This window comes from Streptomyces sp. NPDC046939 (assembly GCF_040644575.1).
Classification (GTDB): Bacteria; Actinomycetota; Actinomycetes; order Streptomycetales; family Streptomycetaceae; genus Streptomyces.
On record NZ_JBEYWV010000026.1, the window covers coordinates 82,862 to 107,949 of the forward strand.

Annotated in this window: 25 protein-coding genes; 6 read left to right on the top strand and 19 right to left on the bottom strand. The window is 72.5% G+C overall.

Annotated elements, in window-relative coordinates; translation table 11 throughout:
* The first annotated feature begins 72 nt into the window (after window positions 1-72).
* Window positions 73-1,164 (top strand): MerR family transcriptional regulator, encoded by a 1,092-nt coding sequence (locus ABZ877_RS26690; protein ID WP_361075477.1) that lies wholly within the window; start codon window positions 73-75, stop codon window positions 1,162-1,164.
* Here the strand turns inward: ABZ877_RS26690 and ABZ877_RS26695 are convergent.
* Together ABZ877_RS26695 and ABZ877_RS26700 are read right to left on the bottom strand one after the other, a co-directional pair.
* Window positions 1,155-1,616, bottom strand: a complete 462-nt coding sequence (locus tag ABZ877_RS26695; protein WP_361075479.1) for a TIGR03618 family F420-dependent PPOX class oxidoreductase — start codon at window positions 1,614-1,616, stop codon at window positions 1,155-1,157. The two genes, ABZ877_RS26690 and ABZ877_RS26695, sit on opposite strands and share 10 nt — an antisense overlap.
* Window positions 1,617-1,648: 32 nt before the next feature.
* On the bottom strand, window positions 1,649-3,151 hold the full coding sequence (locus tag ABZ877_RS26700) for an MFS transporter (RefSeq protein ID WP_361075480.1): 1,503 nt from the start codon (window positions 3,149-3,151) through the stop codon (window positions 1,649-1,651).
* A gap of 130 nt (window positions 3,152-3,281) precedes the next feature.
* Here ABZ877_RS26700 and ABZ877_RS26705 point away from each other — a divergent pair, with 130 nt between their 5' ends.
* Window positions 3,282-3,767 (top strand): MarR family winged helix-turn-helix transcriptional regulator, encoded by a 486-nt coding sequence (locus ABZ877_RS26705; protein WP_361075482.1) that lies wholly within the window; start codon window positions 3,282-3,284, stop codon window positions 3,765-3,767.
* A gap of 184 nt (window positions 3,768-3,951) precedes the next feature.
* On the opposite strand, the gene ABZ877_RS26710 is transcribed toward ABZ877_RS26705, so the two are convergent.
* The 4 genes from ABZ877_RS26710 to ABZ877_RS26725 all read right to left on the bottom strand — a co-directional run bounded on the left by ABZ877_RS26710 (window position 3,952) and on the right by ABZ877_RS26725 (window position 9,973).
* Window positions 3,952-5,982 (bottom strand): AAA family ATPase, encoded by a 2,031-nt coding sequence (locus tag ABZ877_RS26710; protein ID WP_361075484.1) that lies wholly within the window; start codon window positions 5,980-5,982, stop codon window positions 3,952-3,954.
* Window positions 5,983-6,067: 85 nt separating this feature from the next.
* Window positions 6,068-6,721 (bottom strand): TetR family transcriptional regulator, encoded by a 654-nt coding sequence (locus ABZ877_RS26715; protein WP_361075486.1) that lies wholly within the window; start codon window positions 6,719-6,721, stop codon window positions 6,068-6,070.
* Between the two features lie 2 nt (window positions 6,722-6,723).
* Window positions 6,724-8,946: an aminoglycoside phosphotransferase family protein gene (locus ABZ877_RS26720; protein ID WP_361075488.1), complete on the bottom strand. Its 2,223-nt coding sequence runs from the start codon at window positions 8,944-8,946 to the stop codon at window positions 6,724-6,726.
* A 148-nt stretch (window positions 8,947-9,094) separates the two neighbouring features.
* Window positions 9,095-9,973, bottom strand: coding sequence for a GntR family transcriptional regulator (locus ABZ877_RS26725; protein ID WP_361075490.1), 879 nt, complete (start codon window positions 9,971-9,973; stop codon window positions 9,095-9,097).
* Window positions 9,974-10,145: 172 nt separating this feature from the next.
* Between ABZ877_RS26725 and ABZ877_RS26730 the strand changes: the two genes are divergently transcribed.
* A complete protein-coding gene (locus tag ABZ877_RS26730; protein ID WP_361075492.1) occupies window positions 10,146-10,337 on the top strand; it encodes a hypothetical protein in 192 nt (63 codons plus the stop codon).
* Here the strand turns inward: ABZ877_RS26730 and ABZ877_RS26735 are convergent.
* The 3 genes from ABZ877_RS26735 to ABZ877_RS26745 form a co-directional block, all read right to left on the bottom strand.
* A complete protein-coding gene (locus ABZ877_RS26735; RefSeq protein ID WP_361075494.1) occupies window positions 10,328-11,257 on the bottom strand; it encodes a GntR family transcriptional regulator in 930 nt (309 codons plus the stop codon). The genes ABZ877_RS26730 and ABZ877_RS26735 overlap by 10 nt on opposite strands.
* An 84-nt stretch (window positions 11,258-11,341) precedes the next feature.
* The gene (locus tag ABZ877_RS26740; RefSeq protein ID WP_361075496.1) at window positions 11,342-12,076 is read right to left on the bottom strand and encodes an HAD family hydrolase; all 735 of its coding nucleotides are present in this window, start codon (window positions 12,074-12,076) and stop codon (window positions 11,342-11,344) included.
* A gap of 32 nt (window positions 12,077-12,108) precedes the next feature.
* A complete protein-coding gene (locus tag ABZ877_RS26745; protein WP_361075498.1) occupies window positions 12,109-13,005 on the bottom strand; it encodes a winged helix-turn-helix domain-containing protein in 897 nt (298 codons plus the stop codon).
* A gap of 168 nt (window positions 13,006-13,173) precedes the next feature.
* On the opposite strand from ABZ877_RS26745, the gene ABZ877_RS26750 reads away from it, so the two are divergent.
* Entirely contained in the window at window positions 13,174-13,365 is a 192-nt protein-coding gene (locus tag ABZ877_RS26750; RefSeq protein WP_361075500.1) for a hypothetical protein, read from the top strand.
* A 14-nt stretch (window positions 13,366-13,379) separates the two neighbouring features.
* Here the strand turns inward: ABZ877_RS26750 and ABZ877_RS26755 are convergent, their stop codons facing one another.
* Entirely contained in the window at window positions 13,380-14,300 is a 921-nt protein-coding gene (locus ABZ877_RS26755) for a GntR family transcriptional regulator (protein WP_361075502.1), read from the bottom strand.
* Between the two features lie 215 nt (window positions 14,301-14,515).
* Between ABZ877_RS26755 and ABZ877_RS26760 the strand changes: the two genes are divergently transcribed.
* Window positions 14,516-14,701 (top strand): hypothetical protein, encoded by a 186-nt coding sequence (locus ABZ877_RS26760; RefSeq protein WP_361075504.1) that lies wholly within the window; start codon window positions 14,516-14,518, stop codon window positions 14,699-14,701.
* An 87-nt stretch (window positions 14,702-14,788) separates the two neighbouring features.
* Here ABZ877_RS26760 and ABZ877_RS26765 read toward each other — a convergent pair whose 3' ends face one another.
* Window positions 14,789-16,069, bottom strand: coding sequence for a GNAT family N-acetyltransferase (locus tag ABZ877_RS26765; protein ID WP_361075506.1), 1,281 nt, complete (start codon window positions 16,067-16,069; stop codon window positions 14,789-14,791).
* Between the two features lie 230 nt (window positions 16,070-16,299).
* Window positions 16,300-16,887 (bottom strand): ABC transporter substrate-binding protein, encoded by a 588-nt coding sequence (locus tag ABZ877_RS26770; protein ID WP_361075508.1) that lies wholly within the window; start codon window positions 16,885-16,887, stop codon window positions 16,300-16,302.
* 165 nt (window positions 16,888-17,052) lie between these two features.
* On the opposite strand from ABZ877_RS26770, the gene dtd reads away from it, so the two are divergent.
* Entirely contained in the window at window positions 17,053-17,478 is a 426-nt protein-coding gene (gene dtd / locus ABZ877_RS26775; protein WP_361075510.1) for a D-aminoacyl-tRNA deacylase, read from the top strand.
* Window positions 17,479-17,504: 26 nt separating this feature from the next.
* On the opposite strand, the gene ABZ877_RS26780 is transcribed toward dtd, so the two are convergent.
* The 7 genes from ABZ877_RS26780 to ABZ877_RS26810 all read right to left on the bottom strand — a co-directional run bounded on the left by ABZ877_RS26780 (window position 17,505) and on the right by ABZ877_RS26810 (window position 25,075).
* Window positions 17,505-18,485, bottom strand: a complete 981-nt coding sequence (locus ABZ877_RS26780) for a folate-binding protein (RefSeq protein WP_361075512.1) — start codon at window positions 18,483-18,485, stop codon at window positions 17,505-17,507.
* A 34-nt stretch (window positions 18,486-18,519) separates the two neighbouring features.
* Complete coding sequence (locus ABZ877_RS26785) at window positions 18,520-18,972, bottom strand: transcriptional repressor (protein ID WP_361075514.1); 453 nt, start codon at window positions 18,970-18,972, stop codon at window positions 18,520-18,522.
* A gap of 16 nt (window positions 18,973-18,988) precedes the next feature.
* The gene (locus tag ABZ877_RS26790; protein WP_361075515.1) at window positions 18,989-19,561 is read right to left on the bottom strand and encodes an FABP family protein; all 573 of its coding nucleotides are present in this window, start codon (window positions 19,559-19,561) and stop codon (window positions 18,989-18,991) included.
* Between the two features lie 240 nt (window positions 19,562-19,801).
* Window positions 19,802-20,644: a hypothetical protein gene (locus tag ABZ877_RS26795; RefSeq protein ID WP_361075517.1), complete on the bottom strand. Its 843-nt coding sequence runs from the start codon at window positions 20,642-20,644 to the stop codon at window positions 19,802-19,804.
* Window positions 20,641-21,444 carry a hypothetical protein gene (locus ABZ877_RS26800; protein ID WP_361075519.1) on the bottom strand — a complete coding sequence of 268 codons (804 nt, stop codon included), beginning with the start codon at window positions 21,442-21,444 and terminating at the stop codon, window positions 20,641-20,643. Before ABZ877_RS26800 ends, ABZ877_RS26795 begins: the two co-directional genes overlap by 4 nt.
* Entirely contained in the window at window positions 21,441-22,238 is a 798-nt protein-coding gene (locus ABZ877_RS26805; protein ID WP_361075521.1) for a hypothetical protein, read from the bottom strand. The genes ABZ877_RS26800 and ABZ877_RS26805 overlap by 4 nt, the downstream gene beginning before the upstream one ends.
* 122 nt (window positions 22,239-22,360) lie before the next feature.
* Window positions 22,361-25,075 carry an AAA family ATPase gene (locus tag ABZ877_RS26810; RefSeq protein ID WP_361075523.1) on the bottom strand — a complete coding sequence of 905 codons (2,715 nt, stop codon included), beginning with the start codon at window positions 25,073-25,075 and terminating at the stop codon, window positions 22,361-22,363.
* Window positions 25,076-25,088 lie beyond the last annotated feature (13 nt).

A 25,088-nucleotide genomic window follows, 5' to 3' on the forward strand; every position in this document is an offset into this window, starting at 1 on the left:
TTGGGGAAAGACCCAGCATCGGGAGGACCGGGCGGCACGCCCGGTACGAGGAGGAAGTGCGGAGGAACGGGCATGACGCTGCTGACCATCGGCGCGTTCGCACGGGCGTCCCGGCTGTCGCCGAAGGCGCTGCGGCTCTACGACGAACTGGGGCTGCTGCCCCCGGCGCGCGTGGACCCCGTCACCGGCTACCGCCTGTACGAGCGCGGACAGTTGGAGCGGGCGCGGCTCGTGGCCTGGCTGCGGCGGATCGGGATGCCGCTCGCCCGGATCGCGGAGGTGTGCGCGCTGCCTCCGGGCGCGGCGGCCGAGGAGATCCGCGCGTACTGGGCGCGGGTCGAGGCCGACACCGCCGCCCGCCGGGACCTGGCCGCCTTCCTCGTCGACCACCTGTCACGGAAGGACTCCGACATGCCGACGAGCACCACCGAACCCCTGGGCATCCGTTACGCCGCCCTCTGCGACCGGGGCCTGGTCCGCGAGGCCAACCAGGACACCGCCTACGCGGGCCCGCGCCTGCTCGCCGTCGCCGACGGGTTCGGGCCGTCGGGAGCGCGGGCGAGCGCCGCCGCGGTCGACGCGCTCCAGCAGTTCGACGCGGAACGGTACGGCGGCGAGGGCGGCACCGTCCCGGCCGGTGAACTCCTCAACGCGCTCCAGGACGCGGTCGCCGACGCCGTCACGGGACCGGACCCCGCCGGCACGACCCTCACCGCGCTCCTCCGCACCGGCCCCGGCGCCCAATTGGCCCTCGTCCACATCGGGGACACCAGCGTCCGGCTGCTGCGCGACGGCGAACTGTTCCAGATCACGCACGACCACACGCTGGTGCAGTCAATGGTCGACGAGGGCCGCCTCACTCCCGAGGAGGCGCTCACCCACCCGCGGCGTTCCCTTCTCGTACGGGCCCTGGGCGCGGCCCCCGAAGGCGACGACGCCACCGCCCTGGACCTGCGCCCGCACGAGGCCCGCCCCGGTGACCGCTACCTGCTCTGCTCGGACGGGCTGTCGACCGTGGTCCCGGAGAACGACATCCGCCGGGTCCTGACCGGGACACCCGAGCCCGAGCACGCGGTACGCGCCCTGGTCGACCTGGCCAACGCGGCCGGAGGCCCCGACAACATCAGTTGCGTGGTCGCCGACGTCGTACCGGCTCACGACTGATCGGCCACCCCGTCGAGCGCCGTGCCGTACAGGCGCGTCACCGCGATCCGGAGGACGACCCGGCGCTCGGCGACCATCTCCGCGTAGAACTCCTCCTCGGCGCCCTCCTCGACGAACTGCCGTGCCATGGTCAGGAGTTCGCGGCCGACCGTGTCGCCGGGTGTCGTGCTCGGGGCCGTCACCTCCGCCTCGCCCTCCGCCACGGCGAAGGCGAAGTCGTCGCGTCGGACGTGGAGCGCGGCGTGCGGGTCGGCGCGGTAGTGGCGCGGCTTGAGGCGGTCCTGGGTGGTGGAGACACGGAGCAGGCGCTCGGCCGGGCTCCAGTGGTACAGGACCGTGGACAGGTGCGGGTGGCCGGTGGAGCGGACGCTCGCGAGGGTGCCGAAGCCGCCCTCTTCGAGGATCTCCGACAGCTCGGGCTCGGTGAGGGAACGGGGGGCGGGGCCGGGCATGGGGGTCTCCTTCTTCGGTGGCTCAGGTGGCCTTAGGCGGCCTTAGGCGGCCTACGGGGCTTACGCGGATCGCTGGCTGGGGCTACGCGGCTTGCCTTACGGGGATCGGGTGCGCGCAGCACCAGCAGCGCCACCAGGAACGCCGCCCCGATCAGTCCGGCCCCGACGCCGAACGCGAGCCGGTATCCGCTGGTCAGGGCCGTCTCCCGGGCGGCTCCCCCGGCGAGCAGCGTGCCCGTGCGGGACGCGGCGAGCGTGGACAGGACGGCGACGCCGAGCGCCATGCCGATCTGCTGGGTGGTGTTGAAGAGGCCGGAGGCGAGGCCCGCGTCCTCCTCCCCCGCCGCCGACATGCCGAGCCCGGCGAGCGCCGGCAGGACCAGCCCGCCGCCGGAGATCAGCAGCATCACGGGGAGCAGATCAGGGACGTACGAGCCGTGGACGGGCACCCGCGCGAGATAGCCGAGGGCGCCCGCGAGCAGCACGAGTCCGGCGAGGAGCACCTGGCGCTCCCCGAAACGGTGGGCGAGCCGCGCCGACGCACCGAGCGAGACCGCCCCGATCATGACGGCGGCGGGCAGCATGGCGAGGCCGGTCGCGAGGGCCCCGTACCCCAGGACCCGCTGCATGTAGAGCGCGGCGAGCACCTGGAAGGCGAACATCGCGGCGAGCGTGAGGATCTGGGTGACGCCCGCGCCGACGACGGCGCGCGAGCGCAGGACGCGCAACGGCATGAGCGGCGTGCGCGCCCGGCTCTGCCGCACACCGAACCCGGCGATCAGGGCGAGCGAGCCGCCGACCGACCCCACCGTCTGCGCCGACCAGGCCCCGTACTCCTCGATCTTCACGACGCCGTAGATGCCGAGCATCAGCCCGCCGGTGATCAGCAGCGCGCCCCACGCGTCGGCGCCCGCGCGCAGTCCGAGGCCGCGGTCGGCGGGGAGCGCGGGCAGGGCGAGGGCGAGGACGGCGGCGCCGATGGGCAGGTTGACGAAGAAGATCCAGTGCCAGTCGAGGGCGTCGGTCAGTACGCCGCCGAGCACCTGCCCGATTGAGGCCCCGGCGGCGCCGGTGAAGCTGAACACGCCGATGGCGCGGGCCCGTTCGCGCGGGTCGGTGAAGAGGGTGACCAGGATGCCGAGCCCGACGGCGGCGGCCATGGCGCTGCCGACCCCTTGCAGGAACCGGGCGGCGAGCAGCACGGCGGAGCCGGTGGCGAACCCCGCGAGGAGCGAGGCGGCGGTGAACACGGCGGTGCCGGTCAGGAACATCCGCTTGCGGCCCACGAGGTCGCCGAGGCGTCCGGCGAGCAGGAGCAGGCTCCCGAAGGCGATGAGGTAGGCGTTGACCACCCAGCTCAGGCCGCCGGGCGAGAGGCCGAGGTCCTCCTGCATGGCGGGGAGGGCGACGGTGACGATGGAGCCGTCGAGGATGATCATCAGCGTTCCGGTGGCGATGACGCCGAGGGCGAGCCAGCGGGAACGGGGGCGGGGCGGCGCGGGTCGCGCGGCTTCGGTGACGGGCGGGGCGGACACGGCGAACGGTCCTCCTGGGTCGGGCCACCACCCCCTCCGGGCGGCGACGACGGAATGACCGTAACAGATAGTTCCGTTGCAGACTATCTTTCACGGGATCGTGACCGCGAAGGCGACTACCCTGAAGGCCATGACCGCCATGACGCCCGCCCCCACCCGGACCAGGCCCGACCTCTCCTACCTCCTGGACCACACCAGTCACGTGCTGCGGACGCAGATGGCGGCGGCGCTCGCCGAGATCGGCCTGACGGCGCGCATGCACTGCGTGCTCGTGCACGCGCTGGAGGAGGAGCGCACGCAGAACCAGTTGGCCGAGATCGGCGACATGGACAAGACGACGATGGTGGTGACCGTCGACGCGCTGGAGAAGGCGGGGCTCGCGGAGCGCCGCCCCTCCAGTACGGACCGGCGGGCGCGGATCATCGCGGTGACGGAGGAGGGCGCGCGGACGGCGGCGCGCAGCCAGGAGATCGTGGACCGGGTCCACGAGGAGGCACTGGCCGCGCTCCCCCCGGCCGACAGGGAGACGTTCCTCCGCCTCCTGACCCACCTGACCACAGGCCACCTCTCCACCCCAACCCCGTCCCCCACCCGCCGCCCACGGCAGAGGGCGTGAGACGCCGCCAAGGACAACCCGGCCAGGGGCGCGGGGAACTGCGCGCCCAGCCACGACACACCCGCACCCACCCAACAAACCAACCGGGACAGCCCCCTCAGGGGCGCGGGGAACTGCGCGACCAGCCACAACACACCCGCACCCGCGAACAAACAGACCGGGCCACCCCGGAGGCACCCCGCCCCTACCGCGGAGCGAACGGCAACGCCCGCCCATGCACAACATCCAGCCGCGAAACCGCCCGGGTCAGCACGACATACAGCCGCTCCAACCCCCGCACCTCCCCTCCCACCACCGCCGCCGGTTCCACCACAACGACGTGGTCGTACTCCAGCCCCTTGACCTCCCCGGCCCCGAGCACCGCGACCCGCGCCCCGAGCTCCCCCACCCCGGCCACCCGCACACCGGCCCGGGTCAGCGCCGAGCGAACCCCCGCCACGTCCCCCTCCGCCGCGATCACCCCGACCGACCCCTCGTACGTCAGCGCCCGCCGCACCGCCCGCACCACCCCGCCCGCCACGTCCTGGACGCCGACGCGTTCGACCCGCACCTCGCCGTCCCGGCGCAGCGACCGCGCCGCGGGCACGTCGACGTCGATGCGCTCCAGCACTTGGTTCGCCAGTTCGACGACCCCGGCCGGCACCCGGAACCCGGTGGTCAACGCCACCACGTCGGCCCCGGGCTTGCCCAGGTGACCCAGGAGTTCACCCCAGTTCCGCGCAGCCCACGGCGTGGTCCCCTGCGCGAGGTCCCCGAGCACGGTCAGCGACCCGAACGCGGCGCGCCGGGCGACGACCCGCGCCTGCATCGGCGAGAGGTCCTGCGCCTCATCGACGACGATGTGCCCGTACCCCTCAGGACGTTCGATCAGCCCGGCGACCTCGTCGAGCAGCACAAGGTCCGCGGCGGACCACTTCGCGGACTTGTACGAACGTGAGGGCCGGTCCCACAGCAACGCCTTCTGCTCGTCACCGTCCAGCACCCCCTCCGCGGCGGCGGCCAGCTCCCCGGGGTCGGACAGCAGCCGCCACAGCACCTCCTCGGGGCGGACCCGGGGCCAGACGGCGTCCACGTACTCCCGTACGGCCCGTGACCGCCCGATCTTCCGCAGCCAGGCGTTGGTCACCGCGACACCGCGCCGCTCGGCCCGCTCCCGCACAAGCCGCACGGCCCGGTCGCGTACACGCTCGCGCCCCATGGCGTACGGCGGCTCCTCCTCGCGTACGTCGGCCACGATGCGCCGGAGTTCGGTGAGCGGTACGCGCCAGCGGTAGGACCCGTCGGGCACGGTGAGCCCGTCGGGGGCGGCGTCGGGTGAGACCCGGGCATAGAGCGCGCGGCGCAGCACCTCCGCCATCCGCACGTCGTGCTTGACGACGGCGGCGAGGTCGCTGTCGTCCCGGGCCGCCCCTCCCCGCTCGACCAGCTCCTCGACGGTCGACTGCCGCACCCCGCTCTCCCCGAGGGCGGGGAGCACGGCGGAGATGTAGGTCAGGAAGGTCCGGTTGGGCCCGAGGACCAGCAGTCCGCCGCGCTGGATGCGCTGCGGATACGTGTAGAGGAGGTACGCGGCCCGGTGCAGCCCCACGGCGGTCTTGCCGGTGCCGGGCGCGCCCTGCACGCACAACGACGTGCCGATCCCGGCCCGCACCAGGTCGTCCTGGTCGGGCTGGATGGTGGCGGCGATGTCCCGCATGGGGCCGACCCGGGGCCGTTCGATCTCCCCGGCGAGGATCCGGCTGCCGCCGCCGTCCTCCCCGGCGCCGAGCCGCTCGTCCTCCATGCTGGTCAGGTCGGCGGAGTCGCCCGGGCTGCCCGGCGCCCAGCCGAACCGGCGCCGTACGTCCACACCCTGTGGATCGTTGACGCCCGCCTGGTAGAAGGCCCGGGACACCGGCGCCCGCCAGTCGACGACGAGGGGCGGCGCGGCCGGGTGCTCGGTGATCCGCAGCCGCCCGACGTGGTAGCTCTGCCCGGCGTGCTCACCGGCAGGGCCGAAGTCGAGCCGCCCGAAGAACAGCGGCCCGCGCGGCAGCTCCTTGAGCCCTTTGGCGAGACTGCGGAGCTGGTATCCGAGGACTTCGGCGTCGGCACCGGAGGCGGAGGCGTTCTCCCCGATGACGACCTGTTCGTCGGCCCCTTCGACCATGGCGGTGAGGGCGGCGCGGCAGGTGTCGTGGAAACGGCGTTCGGCATGGAGGGAGGACTGGTCCATGCGTCCACGGTACCCCGAAAACGCAACCCGGTTAAATCTTTTACTCAGACCCGGAAGTGAAACCCGAACTCGAACCGCGACAGCCCTACATCGGGGCGCTCCGCCCGCCGCCCCCGCCGAACCGCCCCGGCAACCCCGCCACCAACTGCCCGAACCCGGCCTCGGCGGCGCGCACCGCGTCCGCCTCCACCGCGTCCGCCGCCTCCCCGTCCCGGATCCGCCGCACGTTCTCCTCGGCGAGGATGCGCTGCACCGCGACGATCTGCCCGGCGGCGAGCCGCGCCTCGACGGCCGGTCCGCCCAGCGCCTTGGCCAACGCCAGCTCCGACCGCTCCCGGTACCCGTACAACCGCGCCACCAGGGACGGCGTCCCGTACAACAGCTCCTGGTACGCGAGCACGTCCGGGTGATCGCACAGCCCGGTCACCGGGTCCCGGCGCCGGAGCCCCGCCAGGAAATGCCGCCGCAACGCCTCGACCGGCGCCTCCCCGTCACCCCGGCCCGCCACGACCCGGGCCGCCTCGTCCTCGTGATCGGCGAACCGGTGCAGCACCAGGTCCTCCTTGGCCGGGAAGTACCGGAACAACGTCGGCTTCGACACCTCCGCCGCCGCCGCGACCTCCGCGACGGACACCTTGTCGTACCCCCTCTCCAGGAACAGCCGCACAGCGACATCGGAAAGCGTCTGCCGAGTCCGCTGCTTCTTGCGCTCACGGAGGCCGGGGGCGGGGGTGGTCATGGTCAGGAGGGTACGGGTCCCGGCTCCGCGTGCGGCAGCGCGAGGGCGAGGTACGGGTTGGCCGCCGTCCAGGAGCCGCGGGGCATGTCCAGCCACCTCAGGGCCTTGTGGAGCGTCGTCGTGTACGAGCCCACGGCGCGCCGGACGTTCGGGGCGTCGAGGCCGGACCCGGTGACGAGCCGGTCCAGGTCCACGTAGGCGGAGCGGACGATCTCCAGGCCCTGGTACACGGGCACGTCCTGTTCCCAGCCGGCCGTGTGGGCGGCCGGGAGCAGTCGCCGCCAGCGGGCGTACATCCGGTCCCGGATCTCGCGCGTCGTCGGCGTGAGGTGGATGTGGCGCACGAGGTCGTAGAGCGGGTCGCCCACCATGGCCATCTCCCAGTCGATGAGGGTGAGGCCGAAGCCGCGCTCGCCCCGCACCAGGTTCCACGGGTTGAGGTCGCCGTGGAGCAGGACGTTCGGGCGCTCGCGCACCTCGTGCCGGCGCAGGCGCTCGTCCAGCCCGGTGGCGTCCGGCAGGCCGAGGCGGGCCGCCAGGTCCTTCGTCGTGCGCGACAGTCCGGCGACCATCTCCACGAGCCGGCCGCAGAGCCATCCGTGGAAGCCGGAGCCCGCCATGTCCTGCGCCAACGGCCCCGGATCGACCTCCGTCAGCCTCGCCAACTGGTCGACGAGGTCATGGGCCTCGCCGAGGAGCAGTCCGTGCACCGGATGGGCCGGGCGCAGTCCCGCCTCGGCCGGGCCCACGTACGTGTGGATCGTGAACGGCTCGTCGAAGTCGCTCTCGCCCAGGGCCAGCACCTTGGGCACCCGCACGGCCACGCCCGCGTCCTCGATGGCCCGCAGGACCGCGTGCTCGGCGAGGAACCGCGGCTCGATCGGGCTGTCCGTGCCCACCTTCCGGCGGACCATGACGGGGGCGTCGTAGCCGCCGACCTCCACCACCGTGCCGAGGTGGGCGGTGCCCTTGAAGATCTGCCGCGCGGTCGCCGCGCCCTCCGCCCACAGGGCCGCCTCGACCTCCGCCTCGGAGAAGGGCGCCCGCAAGGGCACGCGGTCGTCGCGCCGCCAGTTGATGGCCGCGGAGAAGAACCTGCCCCGGTGGCGCGAGCCTCGCGCCACCCGCCACCGGAAGAGCAGCGGCTCGATCGCGTCCGTGGCCAGCACGTCCCGCAGCCGCAGCGGCCGCCGGGCCACGAGCAGGGCCCGGTGGACCTCCTCCGACGCCGCTTCAAGATCGCTCTGCGTGAAGGTGTCGCCGAGCGATCCGACCGCCCTGATCACATCCGGATACACGGACTGGGCGCGCTCGAAGTCGACGTAGTGCCGCAGGTCCTCGTCGAGCCCCGCGACCGCCGCCGGGCGCACCCGGCGCATCGCCTCCCGCCAGCGCTCGATCACCTCGGTCCACTGCTCCCGCGGATAGCGCATCCGCACCAGGTGGACGGCGAGGTCGTGCAGCGGATCGCCGTACGTCGCCAGCTCCCAGTCCACGAACATCAGCGGCGGCACGCCGTCGTAGGTGACGATGACGTTGTCCCGGTGCAGATCGCCGTGGAGGAGGCTGAACGGACGCGGGGTCAGCTTCGGCGCCCAGTCCGCGTACAGCCTCAGGGCGTTCTCCGGTACGCCGAGCGCCACGAACAGTCCACCGTATTCAGCCCAATTGGGCTGGCGCACCTGCTCGTCGGCCGCGAGCGCCAGCCTGCGCAGGAACCCCCGGCAGTCACGGTCGCGGGGCCAGTAGGACGGCCGGGGCGGCAGGCGCTCCTCCGGGACGCGCGCCATGTCCGCGAGCAGACCGGCGAAGGCGTCGATCAGCAGCGAGTCGACCGGCTTCCCGTCCCGGCACACGCCGGACAGCGGCGTGCCCTCCATATAGCTGTGCACGGCGATGTCATCGCGCCGCGCCAGGCACTGCGGTACGTGGCCGAGCGTGCCGCCGATCGCGTCGAGGACCGCCCGCTCGTCGGGCCACGTCCTGATCACCACCGAGGGCGCGTCCTTCTTGCGGCGTCTGACCATCACGCGGGAACCGGCCGGACGGCCGAGAAGGGCCGCCTCGTCGGCGGAGAGCTGCACCACCTGGTTGCAGTTGTGGTGTCCGCTCAGCTCCTCGCCACGGCGTCGCGCGCCCTCGACGACGCTGTCCCACAGCCACGGCGTCCGTACCTCATGGACCTCGTCGGGCTGCTGGGACCTCAGGGCGAGATCTGCGCCCACCGGTCACTCCTGGATACTCATGCATCGGGCCGTAACAGGCCCACAGAGTAAACCCGGACGGGACAGCCCACATCCTGAGACCGGGACTGCCGTATACGGACGGAGTAAAGACAACTCTTCCGTGGCGCGCGTTCGGACGACGACCGATTCAGTACGCCAGGTGCTCCCACACCGAGTCGAACCACGCCTGCCACGCCGCCACGAAGACCGAACCGCGCGAGTCCGGGTTGTCGTCCTTGAGGTAGTGCGTGAGCATCGCGCCCAGGCCGAGCACGTCCAGCGCCTCCACCGTCTCCTTGTCGCTGAGGACGATGGGCCGCTCCAGGACCTCGTACGGGCCGTGCAGCGCCTGCGCGCCGTTGATCAGGTACAGCTTGAAGGCCGGCGCCAGATCCACATGGCGTATCTCGACCCGCGCGTACTCCACCAGGCCCTCGGCCTCCAACTGCCTGAGCTGCACCTCGATGGAGCCGCTGTGCCGGTGGGTGATCCCGAGCAGCCTCTTCTGCAGCCGCGCCGTCAGACGGCCGCCCGGGTCCTCGATGGCCCGCGGATACGGCAGGTCGAGGGATTCCGAGGGCAGCAGCATCCGGATGGTGACGCCGCGCGGCCGCGTCTCCTCGGACCTGATCCGTTCGATCTGCCCGCGGACCTGGGTGTCCAGCGACTCCGACGTCAGGGTGAAGACGTCGAGCGCCAGCTCCTCCTGGGTGAACGCCTCGTCGAAGAACTCGCGCAGCGTCACCCGGCCGCTTCTGGCCGCCCTCGCGGTGTACGACTGGACCTGCTGGGCCTTGACCACGCGTGTACCGCTGCCCTGCCGGGACTCGACCCAGCCTTCGTCGCGCAACTGCTGAAGCGCCTTCTGCACGGTGTCGCGCGAGACGTCGTAGGTGTCCGCCAACGCGCGCTGCGGCGGCAGGGGCGCGCCCAGCGGCAGATCCCCTCCCGCCATCCGTGCGCGCAGATCCTCGACGACGCGGAAGACCGCGCTGCCACCGCTCGAACCGCCTCGGCCGCTCACCACAGGGGGAACGTACCTCCGTCAGCCCAACCGCACACCGGTTTCAGTCAACTTCCCGTACACGTATGTCCGTTGATTAACGATCTGCCCGTCCGGGGAGGACCCATCCAAGTCAACCAGTCCAATTGGACCAGTAGGTGACGGCAGCGACGCGACATCACAAGGGGTGGGGTACATGAATCCGGTATGGCACGTCCTGACGCCTCTGATCGGCTATGGCGTCGAACAGTTCCTGCAGTCCCGGTACGGGGTGTTCGGCGTCTTCGCGCTGGCGGTCCTGACCCTCCTGTGGTCGGCCGAGCGGAAGTCCACTCCGTGGGCGTTCACCGGGGTCGTGCTCGCGCTCCTGGTGCTGGCTCAGGCCTGAGCCCGCGCCACGTGCTCCCAGATGCCGTCGAACATGGCCTGCTCGGCCTGGGCGAAGGCCGCCGCGTCCCCGCGGTCGTCGGCGTCGAACACGAACATCGGCGTATCGAACCCCTCCACATCGCACAGCGGCACCGGGTTCGCCCCCTCGTAGTCCTCCACCTCGCGGAGGAAGCGGCCGGGGATGTAGTGGCCGACCAGGGCCACCCGGCGGTTCAGGAGGTAGACCTTCCGGGTGGGGGTGCCGAGGGTGTAGCGGAAGGTGACGTGGGCGTCGATGCCGCTGCGGCGCAGGCCCGTGACCGTGTTGGTGAGGACCGTCTGCTGGGCGGCGCGCTGGGCGCGGCTGCGTTCCTTGACGGCGCGGTCCAGGGCCTCGTCGTGGCCCCAGCCCTTGTCGGGCGAGGGGTAGTCGAGGTCCTGGTCGAGGAGCGGCAGCAGGACGCGGAGGCGGACCGATTCGGGGCGGTCGGTGCCCTCGTAGACGCGGCGCAGGGGTTCGCCGAGCGCGGTCATCAGGGTCTCGGCCGTCAGGCAGGCCACGTCGACCCGTACGCGGGGCTGCCCGAAGGCGGCGACGAGGCGGGGGCCGAGGATGGAGCGGGCCGCGCGGGAGCCGCCGGGGGCCGGGGCGGCGGAGGCGGCGGCGACCTGGGGCGGGCTGCCCTTGCTGACGTTGGTCAGGAGGCCGTCCGCGTGCAGGTGCTGCAGCGCGTGCCGGATCGTACCGCGCTCCACGCCGAACTGTTCGGCGAGCGCGGCCTGCGTGGGCAGCCGGTCACCCGCCTTGAGGACGCCTTCTCTGATGCGCTCGCGCAGGATGCCGGCGATCTCGTCGGAGGTGGCTCTGGGGGTGGGGCTGCTCTTGCCGTTCACCGCGACGTACTCCCGTCCCGCCTCGGCAAGTTTCCGCCTTGCCAAGTTGCGTCAACTCTACGTCAGTTGGTCGCCAACTCCACCTGACGTGCGCGGAGCAACGGGTTCCGCGGGGGGCGTCGGGCGGTCCTACGGACCCCGCAGGATGGTGAGGAGGGTCTCCAGGGAGCTGATCACGTGGCGGGCGCCCGCCTCGCGCAGCGGCACGGCCTTGCGCTCGTTGCGCGCGTAGCCGAGGAACGGGACGCCCGCGGCGCGTGCGGCCAGCAGGTCCGTCGGGGCGTCGCCGATCATCAGGGCGGCGGCCGGGGCCGCGCCCAGGGCCCGCAGGGCGAGGTTGAGGCAGTACGGGTCCGGTTTGAGCAGGCGGAGGTCGTGGGTGCGGCCGTAGATGTGGGGCTCGAAGCAGGGGGCGAGGCCGCGGCCCTCCAGGTAGCGGCGGGCCGCCTCGGGCGAGTTGTTGGTGGTGATGGCGAGGCGGGCGCCGACCGCGGACCAGGTGCGGATCAGCGGGTCCGCGTGTTCGGTGGGCCAGGCGGAGCGGACCGCCTTGAGCTCCTGTTCGGTGAGACGTTTCTCCATCTCGATGACGAGGTCGCTGTCGGGCCGTTGCAGCCCCAGGCTGCGCAGCGCGCTGTGCGGATCGCCGTCGGTGCGCTCCGCCGGGGTCAGCACCTCGCCGAGGCCCTGCGCGTCCAGCCAGTCGACCTGCTCGCGGGCGATCACGGGCGCCGGGCGCCCCGCGAAGAGGCGGCAGATCGGCCCGTCGAAGTCGAAGAGCACATGGCGTGCGCCCCTGACCAGATCGGCGAGCGACCGGCCCGCACCGTCGAACTCCGTCTCCGCTCCCGTCACTTCGGCCACGGGAACGCTCTGTTTCGTCGCATCTGAAGTCACTAGGAGAGTGTCAGGTCGGAGGTGATGGTTTCCCAGAGGGCGGTGAACCACTTCTGCGACTCCTCCACGAACGCCCGGTCCCGGTGGCCCGCGCGCTGCTCGAAGGAGAACAGCAGGGCCTGCGAGCCGGTGGCGGCGTACATCTCCAGCTTGGTGCCGCTGTCGATCTCCTCCTCCCGGCGCGTGACCATGTAGTACGAGAGGAGCGCCTCCGCGTCGTTCAGCAGGTAGAGCTTGACCGGCGGGGTGAACGGCAGCGCCCGGAAGGTGACCTGGACGTCGATGCCGTGCGAGGAGCGCAGGGAGCGCAGGTTGTGGCGCAGGACCTGGCCCTGGGCGTTGCGCGTGGCGAGCCAGCGCTGGTGGACCGCCTCGTCGTCGGCGCGGTCGGTGCCGTCCGTGTCGTCGGGGACCGGCACCGGGAAGGCCAGGTCGATGTCGCGGCTCGGCAGCAGGATGCGTACGTCGATGGACTCGGGCCGCATCCGGCCCTCGTGGATGAGGCGCAGCGGCTCGCCGAGGGCCAGCATCAGCGTCTCGGAGGTCATGCAGACGGCGTCGATACGGACCTTGGGCTGGGCGAACGCCTCCACCAGGCGGGGCGCGAGCGCGACCATGGTGGGCCGTGGCTCGTCCCGGGCCGGGGAGGCGCTGGCGATGCGCGGGGGGCTGCCCTTGCTGATGTTGCTCAGGAGGCCGTCCGACTGAAGGAGGTGCAGCGCCTGGCGGACCGTGCCGCGCTCCACGCCGAACTCGACGGCGAGCGCCGCCTGCGTGGGCAGCCGCTCGCCGGCGCGCAGCCGGCCGGCCCTGATGCGCTCCCGCAGGTCGTCGGCGATCTCCTGGGGCGAACGCCTGCCCCCGCCGTTCAGTGCCGCGTCTGCCATGTCAGCCATGTCTGCCACGCTCCCCAGTCACGAACCAAATGGTACAACTCCCTGTCACTTGGCGGCACTTGTTGATGACTTGTTTATTACCAGCGACCAAGTGGGCACAACTACAGTAGAGTTGGTCGCCAACTCGGACCAACCAGCATCACCGCAGCCGAAGAAGGAGGAAATGTCATGGCCTTCCTGAGCCTCCTCTCCGCGGTGTTCGTGATCACCTTCGAGCAGCTCGTCCAGTGGCACTACGGACCGGCCGGCATCGCCGGTCTGCTCCTGCTGGCCATCGGCGCGAAGTCGCGGAACGCCACGTGCAGTTCCGTCGGCGGCGTCCTGCTCGCCATCATGGTGGCCGGCCCCGCGCTCACCTGAGGAAAGGGACCGCACTAGGCGCTCAGCGTCAGGTCCCCGCTGATCGTGTTCCACAGGCTGTTGAACCAGAGGTGGGACTGTTCGACGAACGTCGTGTCCCGCAGTCCCGCCCCCTGCCGGAACCCGAACAGCATCTGGCGCACGCCCTGGGTGTCGTAGACGTCCACCCACTCGTGGTCGATCTGCGTGTCCCGCCGCGCCAGCGTGTAGTACGCGAACAGCGCCTCCACGTTGTTGAGCAGGTACAGCTTGACCGGTGGCGTGAACGGCAGCGCCCGGAACGCCACCTCGACGTCGATGCCATGCGTGGTCCGCAGGGCCAGCAGGTTGTGGCGCAGGACCTGCCCCTGCGCGTTGCGCTGCTCCAGCCAGTCGCGCTGCAGCCGGTCCGTCGTCACGCCGTCCGCCTCCACCTCGGCGTCGGCCGGGGCGGGGAAGGCGAGGTCGATGTCCCGGCTCGGCAGCAGCACCCGCACGCGCACCCTGGCCGGTTTTATGCGGCCCGCGTGGATCTCGCGCAGCGGCTCGCCCATCGCGAGCGTCAGCGAGACCGACGTCAGACACAGGGCGTCGATCTCCACGTCGGGATGGCGGAACGCCGCCGCGACCCGCTGCGCCAGCGCGACCATCGTCGGCTGCGGCAGGCCGCCGGAGCCGTCCGGCGCGGGGCGCGTGGTGTCCGCGACGGTGGCCGGGCTCCCCTTGGAGACGTTGGACAGCAGTTGCTCGGACTGCAGGATGCGCAGCGCCTGGCGCACGGCGGAGCGGTCCACACCGAAGTCGTCCGCCAACTGCGCCTGCGTGGGCATGCGCTGGCCGGGACGGAGAACCCCGGAGCGGATCCGGGTGCGCAGTTCATCGGCCACCTCGCGGTACGTCCACTGCGTCCGCGGCGGCTCCGGCCGTCCATTGACGGCGGCATGTTCCGCACTCACAGCCAAAGACTACAACTTCCCGCCATCTTGGGGGAGTTGCGGGAAAGGTGGTTATGAGTCGCGCTTCAGCGGAGATAAGTATCAGTGAGTTGGTGACCAACTTGCGCGACATGGTCGGACAACCTCGGGGGTTGGCGTCGGTCACACAGGTTGGTCTACGTCACCGGCATGGAGCCGGAGTTGGTCACCACTCGGACCTAAAGGGGGTAAGTCCAATGCCGGTCCTCGCCATCCTGATCGCCGCTCTCGCTATCGGATTCGAGCAGCTCATCCAGTGGAAGTACGGCCCGATGGGCATCATCGCCTTCGTCGTGCTCTCCATCGGCCTCAAGGCCAAGAACACCACCATCAGCGGCATCGGGGCGGCCATCCTCGTCCTGCTGCTGGCCCAGAGCGGCTGACCGGGCTCCCTTCCGGAGGGGAGCCGGGAGTCCGGTCGGTCTTCGACCCCGTACGTACGCAAGCGATACGTGCGTACGGGGTCGCCGTCAGAACATGTCGACGCACCACGGGCGTCTCGCCGTACGGAACAGGGCGTCGGCCCGCGCGGCGGCGCCCTCCGTCTCCTCCCCGACCCGGCCCAGAGCGGCCAGCCGCACCGCCGACACATCGCCCAGCCACAACGCGCCCAGCTCCCCGACGTCGAGCGTGAGCTGCGGCGCCTCGGTCGTCGGGACGCACGACGCCCCGTCCGGCCCCGCCGACAGCCGGAACCGGCCCTCGGCGAAACCCGCGCCGTCCCGCACCTGGACGACCAGATCGCCGCTCGCCGCGTACGTCCGCGCCTCCAGCGCCCGTACGACGTCCAGGATCCGCACCCACAAGAAGTCGGCCTGCGTCACGATGCGGGCCGCGCGCGGGTCCGGGAGCAGGTGGGGCAGCAGGTCGTCGGGGGCGCGGCCGTCCGTCCGCACCGTGGTGACCCAGTCGATCGAACACAGGTGGTGCCACAGGGCGCGCTCGGCGGCCGGGGTGGCGCCGAGCAGGTTCAGCACGGTCGCCGTGTTGCCCGGCACCTTCGCGTCGCCCCAATGATCGTCCGCTCGGTACGCGACAAGGCCGTCCACCTCGCCGTCCGCGGTGCGGTACACCGCGTAGAACGGCTCCGTCCAGGGGTCCTCGGGCGTCGGCCACCTACCGGTCGCGTACTGCCACCAGAAATCGTCCCGCGACGGGACGCCGGCCACGCGGGCGCGCACCCGCGCGTGCAGCGCCGGGCCGATCCGGCGCACCTCCTCCGGGTCCGCCGGATCGATCCGGGCGCCGTCCGTCGGGCCCGACCAGCGTGGGTCCAGGCCGGCGCGCGGCACGTCGATCTCCCACCGGGCGGTCGTGGCGGCCGGGCCGAAACCGTAGCGGCCGTAGATGCGGTACTCGGCGGCGATCAGCGTCGCCGCGACGTCGCCCCGGGCCTTCGCCTCCGCCAGGTCGTCGGCCATCATGCGGCTCAGCAGGCCGCGGCGGCGGTGCGTCGGGCTGACCGTGACGTTCGTGACGGCATCGGTCGGGACGGTGGCTCCGCCCGGGACGCTCAGGGTCTGCGCGAACGAGCGGAAGGTGGCGACCTGGTGCCCGGGCCGGCCCGGGTTCGTCTCGTCGAACGCGGCGCGGGTGCGGGTCAGGTCGAAGTGGGCCCGGCGCTTGGTCACGGTCTCCGGTGACGTGGTGGGGGTGCGGAGGAAACCGGCGTTCAGGGCGCGGGACCAGGCGGGGAGTTCTTCTTCGGTGATGGGCCGTACGGGGGTGCCTTCGGCGGGGCGGGTGATCATGGGGCCACGTTAGGGGTGGGGCGGGCTTGGTGTCGCCGGGATTCTAGGGCCCCGGGGGCGGGTGGTTCGGTGCGGGTACGTCGTGGCTGGTCGCGCAGTTCCCCGCGCCCCTGAGAGCGCCGCGAGCGTCGGTCTTCGTCGCCGGGTGCGGGTTCTTCGTGGTTGCTCGCGCAGTTCCCCGCGCCCCTGGAGGCTGCGGCTTCGCCGCGCCTCCCCCGAGGGCACGCCCCTCAACCCCCGTTGACCAGCAAGTCGTCCACCTGGGCCTCGCCCTCCCTGTAGCGGCGGGCGATTTCCGCGATGCAGTCGTCCGCCGTTCGCTGGAGGTGGTGGCGGCGGGTCGAGACCTGGTGCTCGTAGCGGATGAGGCGGCCCATCGCCGCGTGGAGTTCGTCGTCCGTGCGGGCCGCCAGGTCGGAGAGTTCGACCTCGGAGAGCATCTCGGCGGCGAGGCGCCGGTACTCCTCGCTGTGCGGGGTGCCCAGGGTGACGTGGCGGGCCGAGGAGCGCTGGCGCGTCGGCTGGTCGCGGAGGATCTCCGAGAGCCGGTCCACGACGGGCGTCTCGGGGTCGCGGCGTCGCCCCAGTTCGGCGCGGAGGATGTCGATGCGGCCCTGGAGCAGGCGGCGTACGTAGCTCAGGTCCGCCTCGTCCTGCTGCGACTCCCGGCGCACCCGGCGCAGCTCGGGCAGGTCGAGGCGGGCCAGGTCGTGCGTGGGGGCGGCCGGCAGTTCGGGGCTGTCGACGCGCTGCACGGGCGGCCGGGCCGCCGCGGCGTCCGGGTCCCCGGACCGAAGCGTGCTCGGTGTGTGGCTCATGGCTTGGGCATCCATGGTGTGCTTACCGTCCCCTCGACCGGACCGCCGCCGTGCGCCACCGGCGCACCGCGTGTGTGCATGGTGCCACTCCCGGTGCCCGCTCTGTGCGCGAGTACCCCATATCCGCCCCGGATGGGGGGTTCTGGACCACGGCATGATGGGGGCATGCGAGCAGTTGTACAGAGGGTGGACGGCGCCAGCGTCGTCGTGGACGAGGAAGTCGTCGGCGAGATCAAGGGGGAAGGGCTCTGTGTCCTTGTGGGCGTCACCCACGAGGACACAGAACAGAAAGCCGCTCAGCTCGCCCGCAAGCTGTGGTCCTTGCGGGTGCTCTCCGACGAGAAGTCGTGCAGCGACGTCGACGCGCCCCTGCTGGTCATCAGCCAGTTCACGCTCTACGGCGACGCCCGCAAGGGGCGCCGCCCCACCTGGAACGCGGCGGCGCCGGGGCCCGTCGCCGAGCCGCTGGTCGACGAGGTCGTGGCCCAGTTGCGGGCGCTCGGCGCCACCGTGGCGACGGGCCGGTTCGGGGCGCAGATGCGGGTGTCGTTGACCAACGACGGACCGTTCACCGTGCTCCTGGACCTCTAGACCCGAACCGGGCGGGCAGCGGAGCGCTACGGCTCGACCACGACCTCCTGCGCCGCCGCCGTCGTCTCCGCCATCAGCTCCGCGTCCACCGGCACGTTCCGCTTCACCAGGGCGAGGGCGATCGGGCCCAGCTCGTGGTGGCGTACGGACGTCGTCACGAAGCCGATCTTGCGGCCCTCGGGGCCGTCGGCGGCGAGCCGGACGTCGGCGCCGTGGGGCGGCAGGTGGACCTCGCTGCCGTCGAGGTGGAGGAAGACGAGGCGGCGCGGCGGCTTGCCGAGGTTCTGGACGCGGGCGACCGTCTCCTGGCCGCGGTAGCAGCCCTTCTGGAGGTGGACGGCGGTCTCCAGCCAGCCCAGTTCGTGCGGGATGGTGCGGTGGTCGGTCTCGAAGCCGAGGCGCGGGCGGTGCTGCTCGACGCGGAGCGCCTCGTAGGCGAGGAGTCCGACGGCGGGGCCGTTCTCCTTCGCGTACGGTTCGAGGTCGCCGCGCGGCAGGAAGAGGTCGCGGCCGTACGGGGTCTCGCGCACGGTCGCCCCGTCCGGCACCGGGGCGATGGACCCGGCGGGCAGGTGCACGACGGCGATGTCGGCGGTGCGGTCGGCGACGTCGACCCGGTAGAAGAACTTCATCGACTCCAGGTACTCCACGAGGGCGTCCTGGGTGCCGGGCTCGACATGCGCCCACGTGGTCGTGCCGTCGTCGACGAGGTACAGGGCGTGCTCGATGTGGCCGTTGGCGGAGAGGATCAGCGCCTCGGTGGCCTGGCCGGGGGGCAGCTCGGTGACGTGCTGGGTCAGCAGCAGGTGCAGCCAGCTCAGCCGGTCCTCGCCGGTGACGGTGATGACGCCGCGGTGGGAGAGGTCGACGACGCCCGAGCCGTCGGCGAGGGAGCGCTGCTCGCGGAAGAGGTCGCCGTAGTGCGCGGCGACGCCTTCGTCCACGCCCTCACCGGGGACGGCGCCGGGCAGGGTCAGCAAGGGGCTGCTCGTTGCGTGTCGCTGCATGTTCACCAACATTACGACGAGGGGCCGACGCCGCTTATTCCTGCGCCTGGTCCTCTTTCCGGGAGTCCGTGCACTTGGCGCAGCGGCCGAAGATCGCGAAGTGCTTCAGGTCGGTGTCGAAGCCGAACTCGCGGCGCAGCTTGGCGGTGAACTCCGCGGCCACGTCGACGTCGGCCTCGATCACGTCCGTGCAGTCCCTGCACACCAGGTGGATGTGGTGGTGGCGGTCGGCGAGGTGGTAGGTGGGGGCGCCGTGGCCGAGGTGGGCGTGGCTGACCAGGCCCAGCTCCTCCAGGAGTTCGAGCGTCCGGTACACCGTGGAGATGTTGACGCCCGACGCCGTCCTGCGGACCTCGCTGAGGATGTCGTCGGGGGTCGCGTGCTCCAGGGTGTCCACGGCCTCGAGAACAAGCTGGCGCTGCGGCGTCAGCCGGTAGCCGCGCTGCCGCAGATCGCTCTTCCAGTCGATTCCCTCGGTGCTCACCACACCACCGAGTGTAGGACTACTTGAAGAAGGCGATGCCGTCGTCGGGCATGTCCGGGAGGTTGCGCGCCATCTCGGCGACCTCCTCCGGGGTGACGACCTTCTTGAGCTGTGCCGACATGTAGGGGCGCAGCGGAACCTCGGGGGTCTGCTTCTCGCCGACCCACATCAGGTCGCTCTTGACGTAGCCGTAGAGGCGCTTGCCGCCGCTGTAGGGGCCGGAGGCGGCGGTGCGGGCGACCGCGTCGGTGGCCAGGTCGATCTGCGGCTTCTTGTCGGCGAGCTCGCCGTACCAGACCTCGACGACGCCGTCGTCGCGGACCATGACGACCTCGACCTTGCGGTCCTTGTCGACGCGCCAGAAGCCGGACTCGGTCTCCAGCGGCTTCACCTTGTTGCCGTCGCTGTCGAGGATCCAGCTGTGCGAGTGGTACTCCAGGAAGTCCCGCCCGTCGTGGGTGAAGGAGACCTCCTGACCGAAGTTGGCCTTCTCGGCGCCCGGGAAGTCGGTGACGCCTGCGCCTGCCCAGTTGCCCAGGAGGAAGGCGAGCGGGACGAGGTCGGGGTGCAGGTCGGACGGGATCTGGATCATGGCGTTACTCAATCGGTGCGATAGGTCAGCGCTGGCCCTGGTACAGCTTCTTCACGGTCAGACCGGCGAAGGCGAGGACGCCGACGCAGACCAGGACAAGGAGAGCGGAGAAGAAGGCCTCAAGCACGGGTGCTCCTCGGTGAGCGGATTACATCGCGGGTGACATACAGAGCCGGGCCCCACTGTAGTCGGGTGGGGCCCGGCGCTCTCGGTGAGGTCCGCCGCACGCGGCGGCCGGGCTCAGCCGAGGAGCTGGTTCTGCAGGGCGACCGTCTGGCGGAAGGGGACCTTGGGCGTGCTGCCCTTGCCGGACTGGACGACGAGGGCGACCAGGTCACCGGATTGGATGTAGGCCTGCCGGACCTGCTCCGCGTCGTAGGGCGGCACCTCCTCGTACACGTTGAGCTTCGTGTACTGCACGGGGGTGCCGACGTCCCCGGTCCAGGAGAAGTCCTCCTCGGTGGAGGGTGCCCCGAGTAGCGCGGAGGAGTTCCCGGACACGTGCGCCGCGTACTCGCGCGCGAAGGCTCCCGTCTGGAAGCGGAGCAGGTAGATACGGGTGTGCGTGCCGTCGGGCATGGTCCAGCCGCGGGCGGCCACGTGGCGCAGGCCGCCGTCCTTCAGGAACTGCGCGAGATCGCTCCGCGCGTCCTCCTCGTACGCGTTCAGGTAGTCCGCGGTGGGCAGCCAGCCGTCCTTGCCCGCGAGCGCCTTGTCGCCGGTCGCCCCCTTCGGCGCGGGCAGGATCAGCTCGCGCAGGTCCGCGAAGTGCTCCTCGCGGGCGTTCGTCTCGGCGAACGCGGCCGGGGCGCCGGCGGGCAGCGGCGGCTTCTCGATCGCGGGGTACTCCCAGCGGCCGTCGCTCTCGGTGGCGAGGCCCGGCAGGTCGCCGCGGTCCTGCTGTGTGACGGCGTAGGCGGCACCCGCGCCCACGGCGGCGAACACGGTGACGGCCGCCGTCCAGCGCAGCACGGCCCGCAGCACGCGGCGGTCCTTGCGGACCGGGGCGGGTGCGGGCTCGGGCACGGTCGCGGGCTGCGGCAGCTCGGGCGCCGGTTCGGGCTGTTCGGTCGTCTGGGTCATACGAGTTCTCCCCGCGACGCGATGTGGTCGAGCTGTTGGCCGAGCAGCGTGGCGACGGCCTTTCTGTCGATGGCCTTGGTGCCGTACGCGGTCACGGTGACCAGGACGTCGTCCTCGTAGGCGCTGCACAGCAGCATGTCGAGCTTGGTGTCCTTGGTGCGGGGCGCCAGGAAACAGTCCGCGTTCTTGTGGCCCTTGATCTTCGGGCCCTTGGAGAATCCGGCGAACGTGTGCAGGAACGCCGACCGGAACGACTCCAGCGCGCGGCCCATCCGCCTGTTCTCCAGCTCGGCGAGCTGGATCTCGACCACGGCGTAGTCGGCGTCCTGGTTGACGTAAGGGCGGGAGAACTCACCCGAGGCATAGCTGCGCATCGCCAGGCCCTTGAGCTTCAGCTTGTCGATGGCCCTCTGCTGGGCGTCGCGCTGGCGGGCGGGCAGGTCGTCGCTGCCCTTCTTGAGCCGGGCGACGGCTTCCGGGCCGGTGATCGCCTTGTCGTTGCCGAACTCGTCGATGTCGGGTCCGGGGACGTACCCCTCGGGCATCGGCAGCAGGCGCTCCATGAGGTCGCTCTTCGCGCCGGTCGCGCGGCCCGCCCGCTGCTCCTGCTGCTTCGGCTTGCCCCATACCGTGGTCGTCACGGTGCGGTCGGCGGCGTCGACCTTCGTCACGGTGTAGCCGGTGCCGCCCGCGACGGCGAGCAGGACGGCACAGGCGGCCGCCACGGCGGGCCACCGCCGGCGCTTGCGCGCGGCGGGCGTCTCCGGGGTGTTCTCCGGAGCCGGGATCTGGTCGCTCACAGCCGCTCCAACTGCTTCTTCGCGAGGTCCATCGCGGACTTCTTCGGGATGGGCCTCGTGTCGTAGAGCCAGATGTCCATGACGATGTCACCGCGTGTGGCGAGGGCCCTCGCCTCGTACAGCGGCAGATAGCCGGGCTCGGTGTGCGGATGGTCGAAGACCCAGACGCGGCCCTTGGAGCTGCCGGGGATGGGCTCGCCGTCGTTGCCCGCCCACTTGCTCTCGCTCATGTACCCCTGCTGGCCGCTGAGGAAGTCACGGGACCCGAGCTTCTCCGCGTCGCGGAACTGGATCAGGTGCACCTTGGCCGAGGACCGGCCCTTCTTCCAGGCGGTCACCGCTGCCCGGCGGAAGGAGGCCGTGGACAGCTCGCGGAACATGTAGTCCGGCTCTCTGTAGTCCTTCGCGTAGCCGTACAGGTCGCGCCAGCCCTGTACGGAGTCCGCCTCCTGCGTTCCCGCGGGGCGCCGGACGAGCAGTTTGCGCAGGTCGCCGTCGGTGCGGGTGCGCCGGTCGCCGGTGGCGGCGTACGCCTGCGGGGCCGCGCCCCCGGCCTGCGCCATGGTCTGCGCGGCGAGTGGCGGCAGCGGGTCGGGGTCGCGGTCGGCCTGGACGAGGTAGCCCGTGCAGACGCCCGCGACGACGCCGAGCACGGCGGCGCAGGCGATCAGCAGGGTGGTGCGGCCGCGGCGGCGCGGGCGTGTGGTCGCGGGAGCCGCCTCGGGCGGGTCCGGCTGCGACGGTGGTGGTGCGGACGGCGGCTGATCGGCCGTCAGCGGTGGTGCGTCTTCCAACGGGTCCCCCCACGGAACTCGACGCGCGGATTCCGTATCCGCGCGCACAGGAGACCCACAGACACCCGTGCGGGTTGCATGGATTTCGGTAACGAAACCGCCTCGGCCGGGCGCGGGCGGGCTCACGCCTCCGTCAGGTCGAGCCCCGCCAGCTGCGCCCTGCTCGCGACGCCGAGCTTCGGGAACGCCCGGTAGAGGTGGTAGCCGACCGTCTTCGGGCTGAGGAAGAGCCGGGCGCCGATCTCCTTGTTGGTCATCCCGGTCGCCGCCAGCCGGACGATCTGCAGCTCCTGCGGGGAGAGCGCGTCAAGCGCCACGGACGCGCCGGACGGTGTGCCCGGGTCGCCGGTGGCGCGCAGTTCCGCGCGGGCCCGCTCCGCCCACGGCGTGGCACCGAGCCGCTCGAAGGTCTCGGCCGCCGACCGCAGATGCGCCCTGGCCTCCGTCTTGTGCCGCTCGCGGCGCAGCCGCTCCCCGAACAGCAGCCGGGTGCGGGCCGCCTCCCAGGGCCGCCCGCTGTCGGCGTGCAGCCGTACGGCCGTGGTGAACAGGGTGTGCGCGCGTCCCCAGTCGTCCTCGGTCAGCGCGCGGCAGCGGTGCAGTACGGCGTCGGCCCAGGGCTGCCCGGACGCCTCGGCCCAGGACGCGAACCGGGCGAGCGGCGCCCGCGTCGGGTCGCCGGTGCGGGCGGCGGCCTCGATCCAGTCGGGGGCGGCGTACACGCTGTGGATCTGGCGCCGCGCAGGCCCCTCCTGCGCGGAGGCGAGGCGCTGGACGGTGGCCGCACCGTCGCCGCGTCCCAGGTCGGCGAGGGCGAGCGCCCATTCGGCCCAGGCGAGGCTGTTGACGATGCCGGTGGCGTCGTAGTGGTCGTGGCAGCGGGCGGCGTGGGCGCGTGCCTCGTCAAGGTCGCCGCGTACGGCGGCCAGCCAGGCGAGCATGCCGTGGAGATGGCCGCCGCGGTGCGGCTGGCCGGTGTCGGCGGCGAGCCGCAGCCCCTCGGCGGCGGTGGCCGCCGCCTCCCGGAAGCGGCCCAGGTACAGCTCGCTCGCGGCCAGCGGAAGGTGGGCGAGCGGCAGCCAGCCGATGTCCCCGCCGTCCCGGCACTCCTCCGCCACCTCGGCCGCGATCCGCCGCCCGGCCTCGAAGTCGCCGATGAGGCCCGCGACGAACGCCGCGTTGATCCGCAGGGCGCGCGGCGCCTTCGTCGCGGTCCGGCCGTACGCGACCAGGGGCCGCATGACGGGGACGGCGTGGGCGGGCCCCTGCTCCAGGAAGACGGCGGCGCCGCGCACCGCGTCGATCGCGGGTCCGAGTCCGTCGCCGGGGTCGAGGGCGAGGGCGGTGAGCCGGTCGGCGCAGCCGCGCAGCCGTACGGGGTCGCCGAGCTGCCAGGCGTTGCGTGCGGCGTCGACAAGGAGCGCTGCCGCCTCGGCGCCGCCCGCCAGCGCCTCCGCGCCGCGCACCAGCAGGTCGTGGGCCTGCTCCGGGGCGCCCTCCTCGAACGCGGCGCGGGCCCGCAGTGCGTGGAGGCGGGCCAGGGTGTGCGGGTCGTCGGGGGCGGGGCGGGCCTCGTCGAGGAGGGCGCGGGCCCGCTCGGGCAGGCCCGCGTCGGCGGCGGCGCGGGCGGCGTCGACGAGGCGGCGGGCCTTTCGCGCCGGGTCGGTGGTGAGGGCGGCGGCGCGGGCCAGCGCGGCGCCCGCGCCCGCGTGACCGCCGAGGGCGTCGGCGCGGGCGGCGGCCCGGGCGAGCGCGTCGGCGACCTCGTCGTCGGGGCCTGTCGCGGCGAGCGCCCGGTGCCAGACCTGCCGGTCGGGGTCGTCGGCGAGGGCGTCCGCCAACTCCGCGTGCACCGACCCGAGTTCGCCGTGTCCGGCGGTGCTCAGGATGGCGCCGCGCATCAGCGGGTGGCCGAACTCCAGGCGCCCCGCGCCACCCCGCAGCCGCACGAGCCGAGCCCGCTCGGCCTCCTGGAGCGGGGCGCGCCCGGTCACCCGCTCGATCACGGCGAGGTCCCCGTCGCCCGCCGCCGCGACCAGCAGGGCCCGGCGCGCGGGCGCCGAGAGTCCGGCGACCCGGGCCGCGTACGCGTCCTCCAGGCGGCGCGGCAGCGGCAAGGCCGTGTCGCCGCCGAGCACATCGACGTACGGCGGGAGTTCACGCAGCGCCAACGGGTTTCCCGCGCACTCCGCGACCGTCCTGGCCCGTGCCGCGCGCGGCAGCTCCGGCGCGTGCGCGTCGAGCAGCCGTCCGGCGCTCGTCCCGTCGAGGCCGGTCAGGCGGAGCGAGGGCAGGCCCGGCGGGTTGAAGCCGTGCCCGAGCCGGGCGCCGAACAGCAGCACGACCCCCTCGGCGGCGAGCCTGCGGGCGGCGAAGAGCAGAGCCTGCGCGGAGTCGTGGTCGAGCCAGTGGGCATCGTCGATCACGCACAACACGGGCCCGTCGGCGGCCAGTTCGGCGAGGAGCGACAAGGTGGCGAGGCCGGTGAGCAGACGGTCGTCCGTCGCCTCCGCGCGCAGCCCGAACGCCCCGCGCAACGCGTCCGCCTGCCGCGCGGGCAGCCCGTCCAGCCGGTCGAGCACCGGGTGGAGCAGCAGATGCAGCGAGGCGAACGGGATCTCCGCCTCCGTCTCGATCCCGGTGGCCCGCACGACGCGCATGCCGTACGTGTCCCGGGCGCGCCCGGCGGCGTACGCGAGCAGCGCGCTCTTGCCGATGCCCGGGTCGCCCCGGACCACGAGCACCCCGCTTCGCCCCTCGGCCGCCGCGCCGAGCAGCCCGTCGAGCCGCGCCTGTTCCTCGTCGCGGCCGTACAACCGGCCGTCTCCCCCGCCCATGCGGCGCATCCTA

Bases quoted from the DNA above. Each gene is read 5' to 3' on its own strand.
- ABZ877_RS26760 (WP_361075504.1), top strand. From the start codon at position 14,516: ATGCCGGTCCTCGCCATCCTGATCGCCGCTCTCGCTATCGGATTCGAG.
- ABZ877_RS26730 (WP_361075492.1), top strand. From the start codon at position 10,146: ATGAATCCGGTATGGCACGTCCTGACGCCTCTGATCGGCTATGGCGTC.
- ABZ877_RS26790 (WP_361075515.1), bottom strand. From the start codon at position 19,561: ATGATCCAGATCCCGTCCGACCTGCACCCCGACCTCGTCCCGCTCGCC.
- ABZ877_RS26795 (WP_361075517.1), bottom strand. From the start codon at position 20,644: ATGACCCAGACGACCGAACAGCCCGAACCGGCGCCCGAGCTGCCGCAG.
- dtd (WP_361075510.1), top strand. From the start codon at position 17,053: ATGCGAGCAGTTGTACAGAGGGTGGACGGCGCCAGCGTCGTCGTGGAC.
- ABZ877_RS26745 (WP_361075498.1), bottom strand. From the start codon at position 13,005: ATGGCTGACATGGCAGACGCGGCACTGAACGGCGGGGGCAGGCGTTCG.
- ABZ877_RS26695 (WP_361075479.1), bottom strand. From the start codon at position 1,616: ATGCCCGGCCCCGCCCCCCGTTCCCTCACCGAGCCCGAGCTGTCGGAG.
- ABZ877_RS26770 (WP_361075508.1), bottom strand. From the start codon at position 16,887: ATGAGCCACACACCGAGCACGCTTCGGTCCGGGGACCCGGACGCCGCG.
- ABZ877_RS26715 (WP_361075486.1), bottom strand. From the start codon at position 6,721: ATGACCACCCCCGCCCCCGGCCTCCGTGAGCGCAAGAAGCAGCGGACT.
- ABZ877_RS26705 (WP_361075482.1), top strand. From the start codon at position 3,282: ATGACCGCCATGACGCCCGCCCCCACCCGGACCAGGCCCGACCTCTCC.
- ABZ877_RS26750 (WP_361075500.1), top strand. From the start codon at position 13,174: ATGGCCTTCCTGAGCCTCCTCTCCGCGGTGTTCGTGATCACCTTCGAG.
- ABZ877_RS26780 (WP_361075512.1), bottom strand. From the start codon at position 18,485: ATGCAGCGACACGCAACGAGCAGCCCCTTGCTGACCCTGCCCGGCGCC.
- ABZ877_RS26710 (WP_361075484.1), bottom strand. From the start codon at position 5,982: ATGGACCAGTCCTCCCTCCATGCCGAACGCCGTTTCCACGACACCTGC.
- ABZ877_RS26765 (WP_361075506.1), bottom strand. From the start codon at position 16,069: ATGATCACCCGCCCCGCCGAAGGCACCCCCGTACGGCCCATCACCGAA.
- ABZ877_RS26690 (WP_361075477.1), top strand. From the start codon at position 73: ATGACGCTGCTGACCATCGGCGCGTTCGCACGGGCGTCCCGGCTGTCG.
- ABZ877_RS26810 (WP_361075523.1), bottom strand. From the start codon at position 25,075: ATGGGCGGGGGAGACGGCCGGTTGTACGGCCGCGACGAGGAACAGGCG.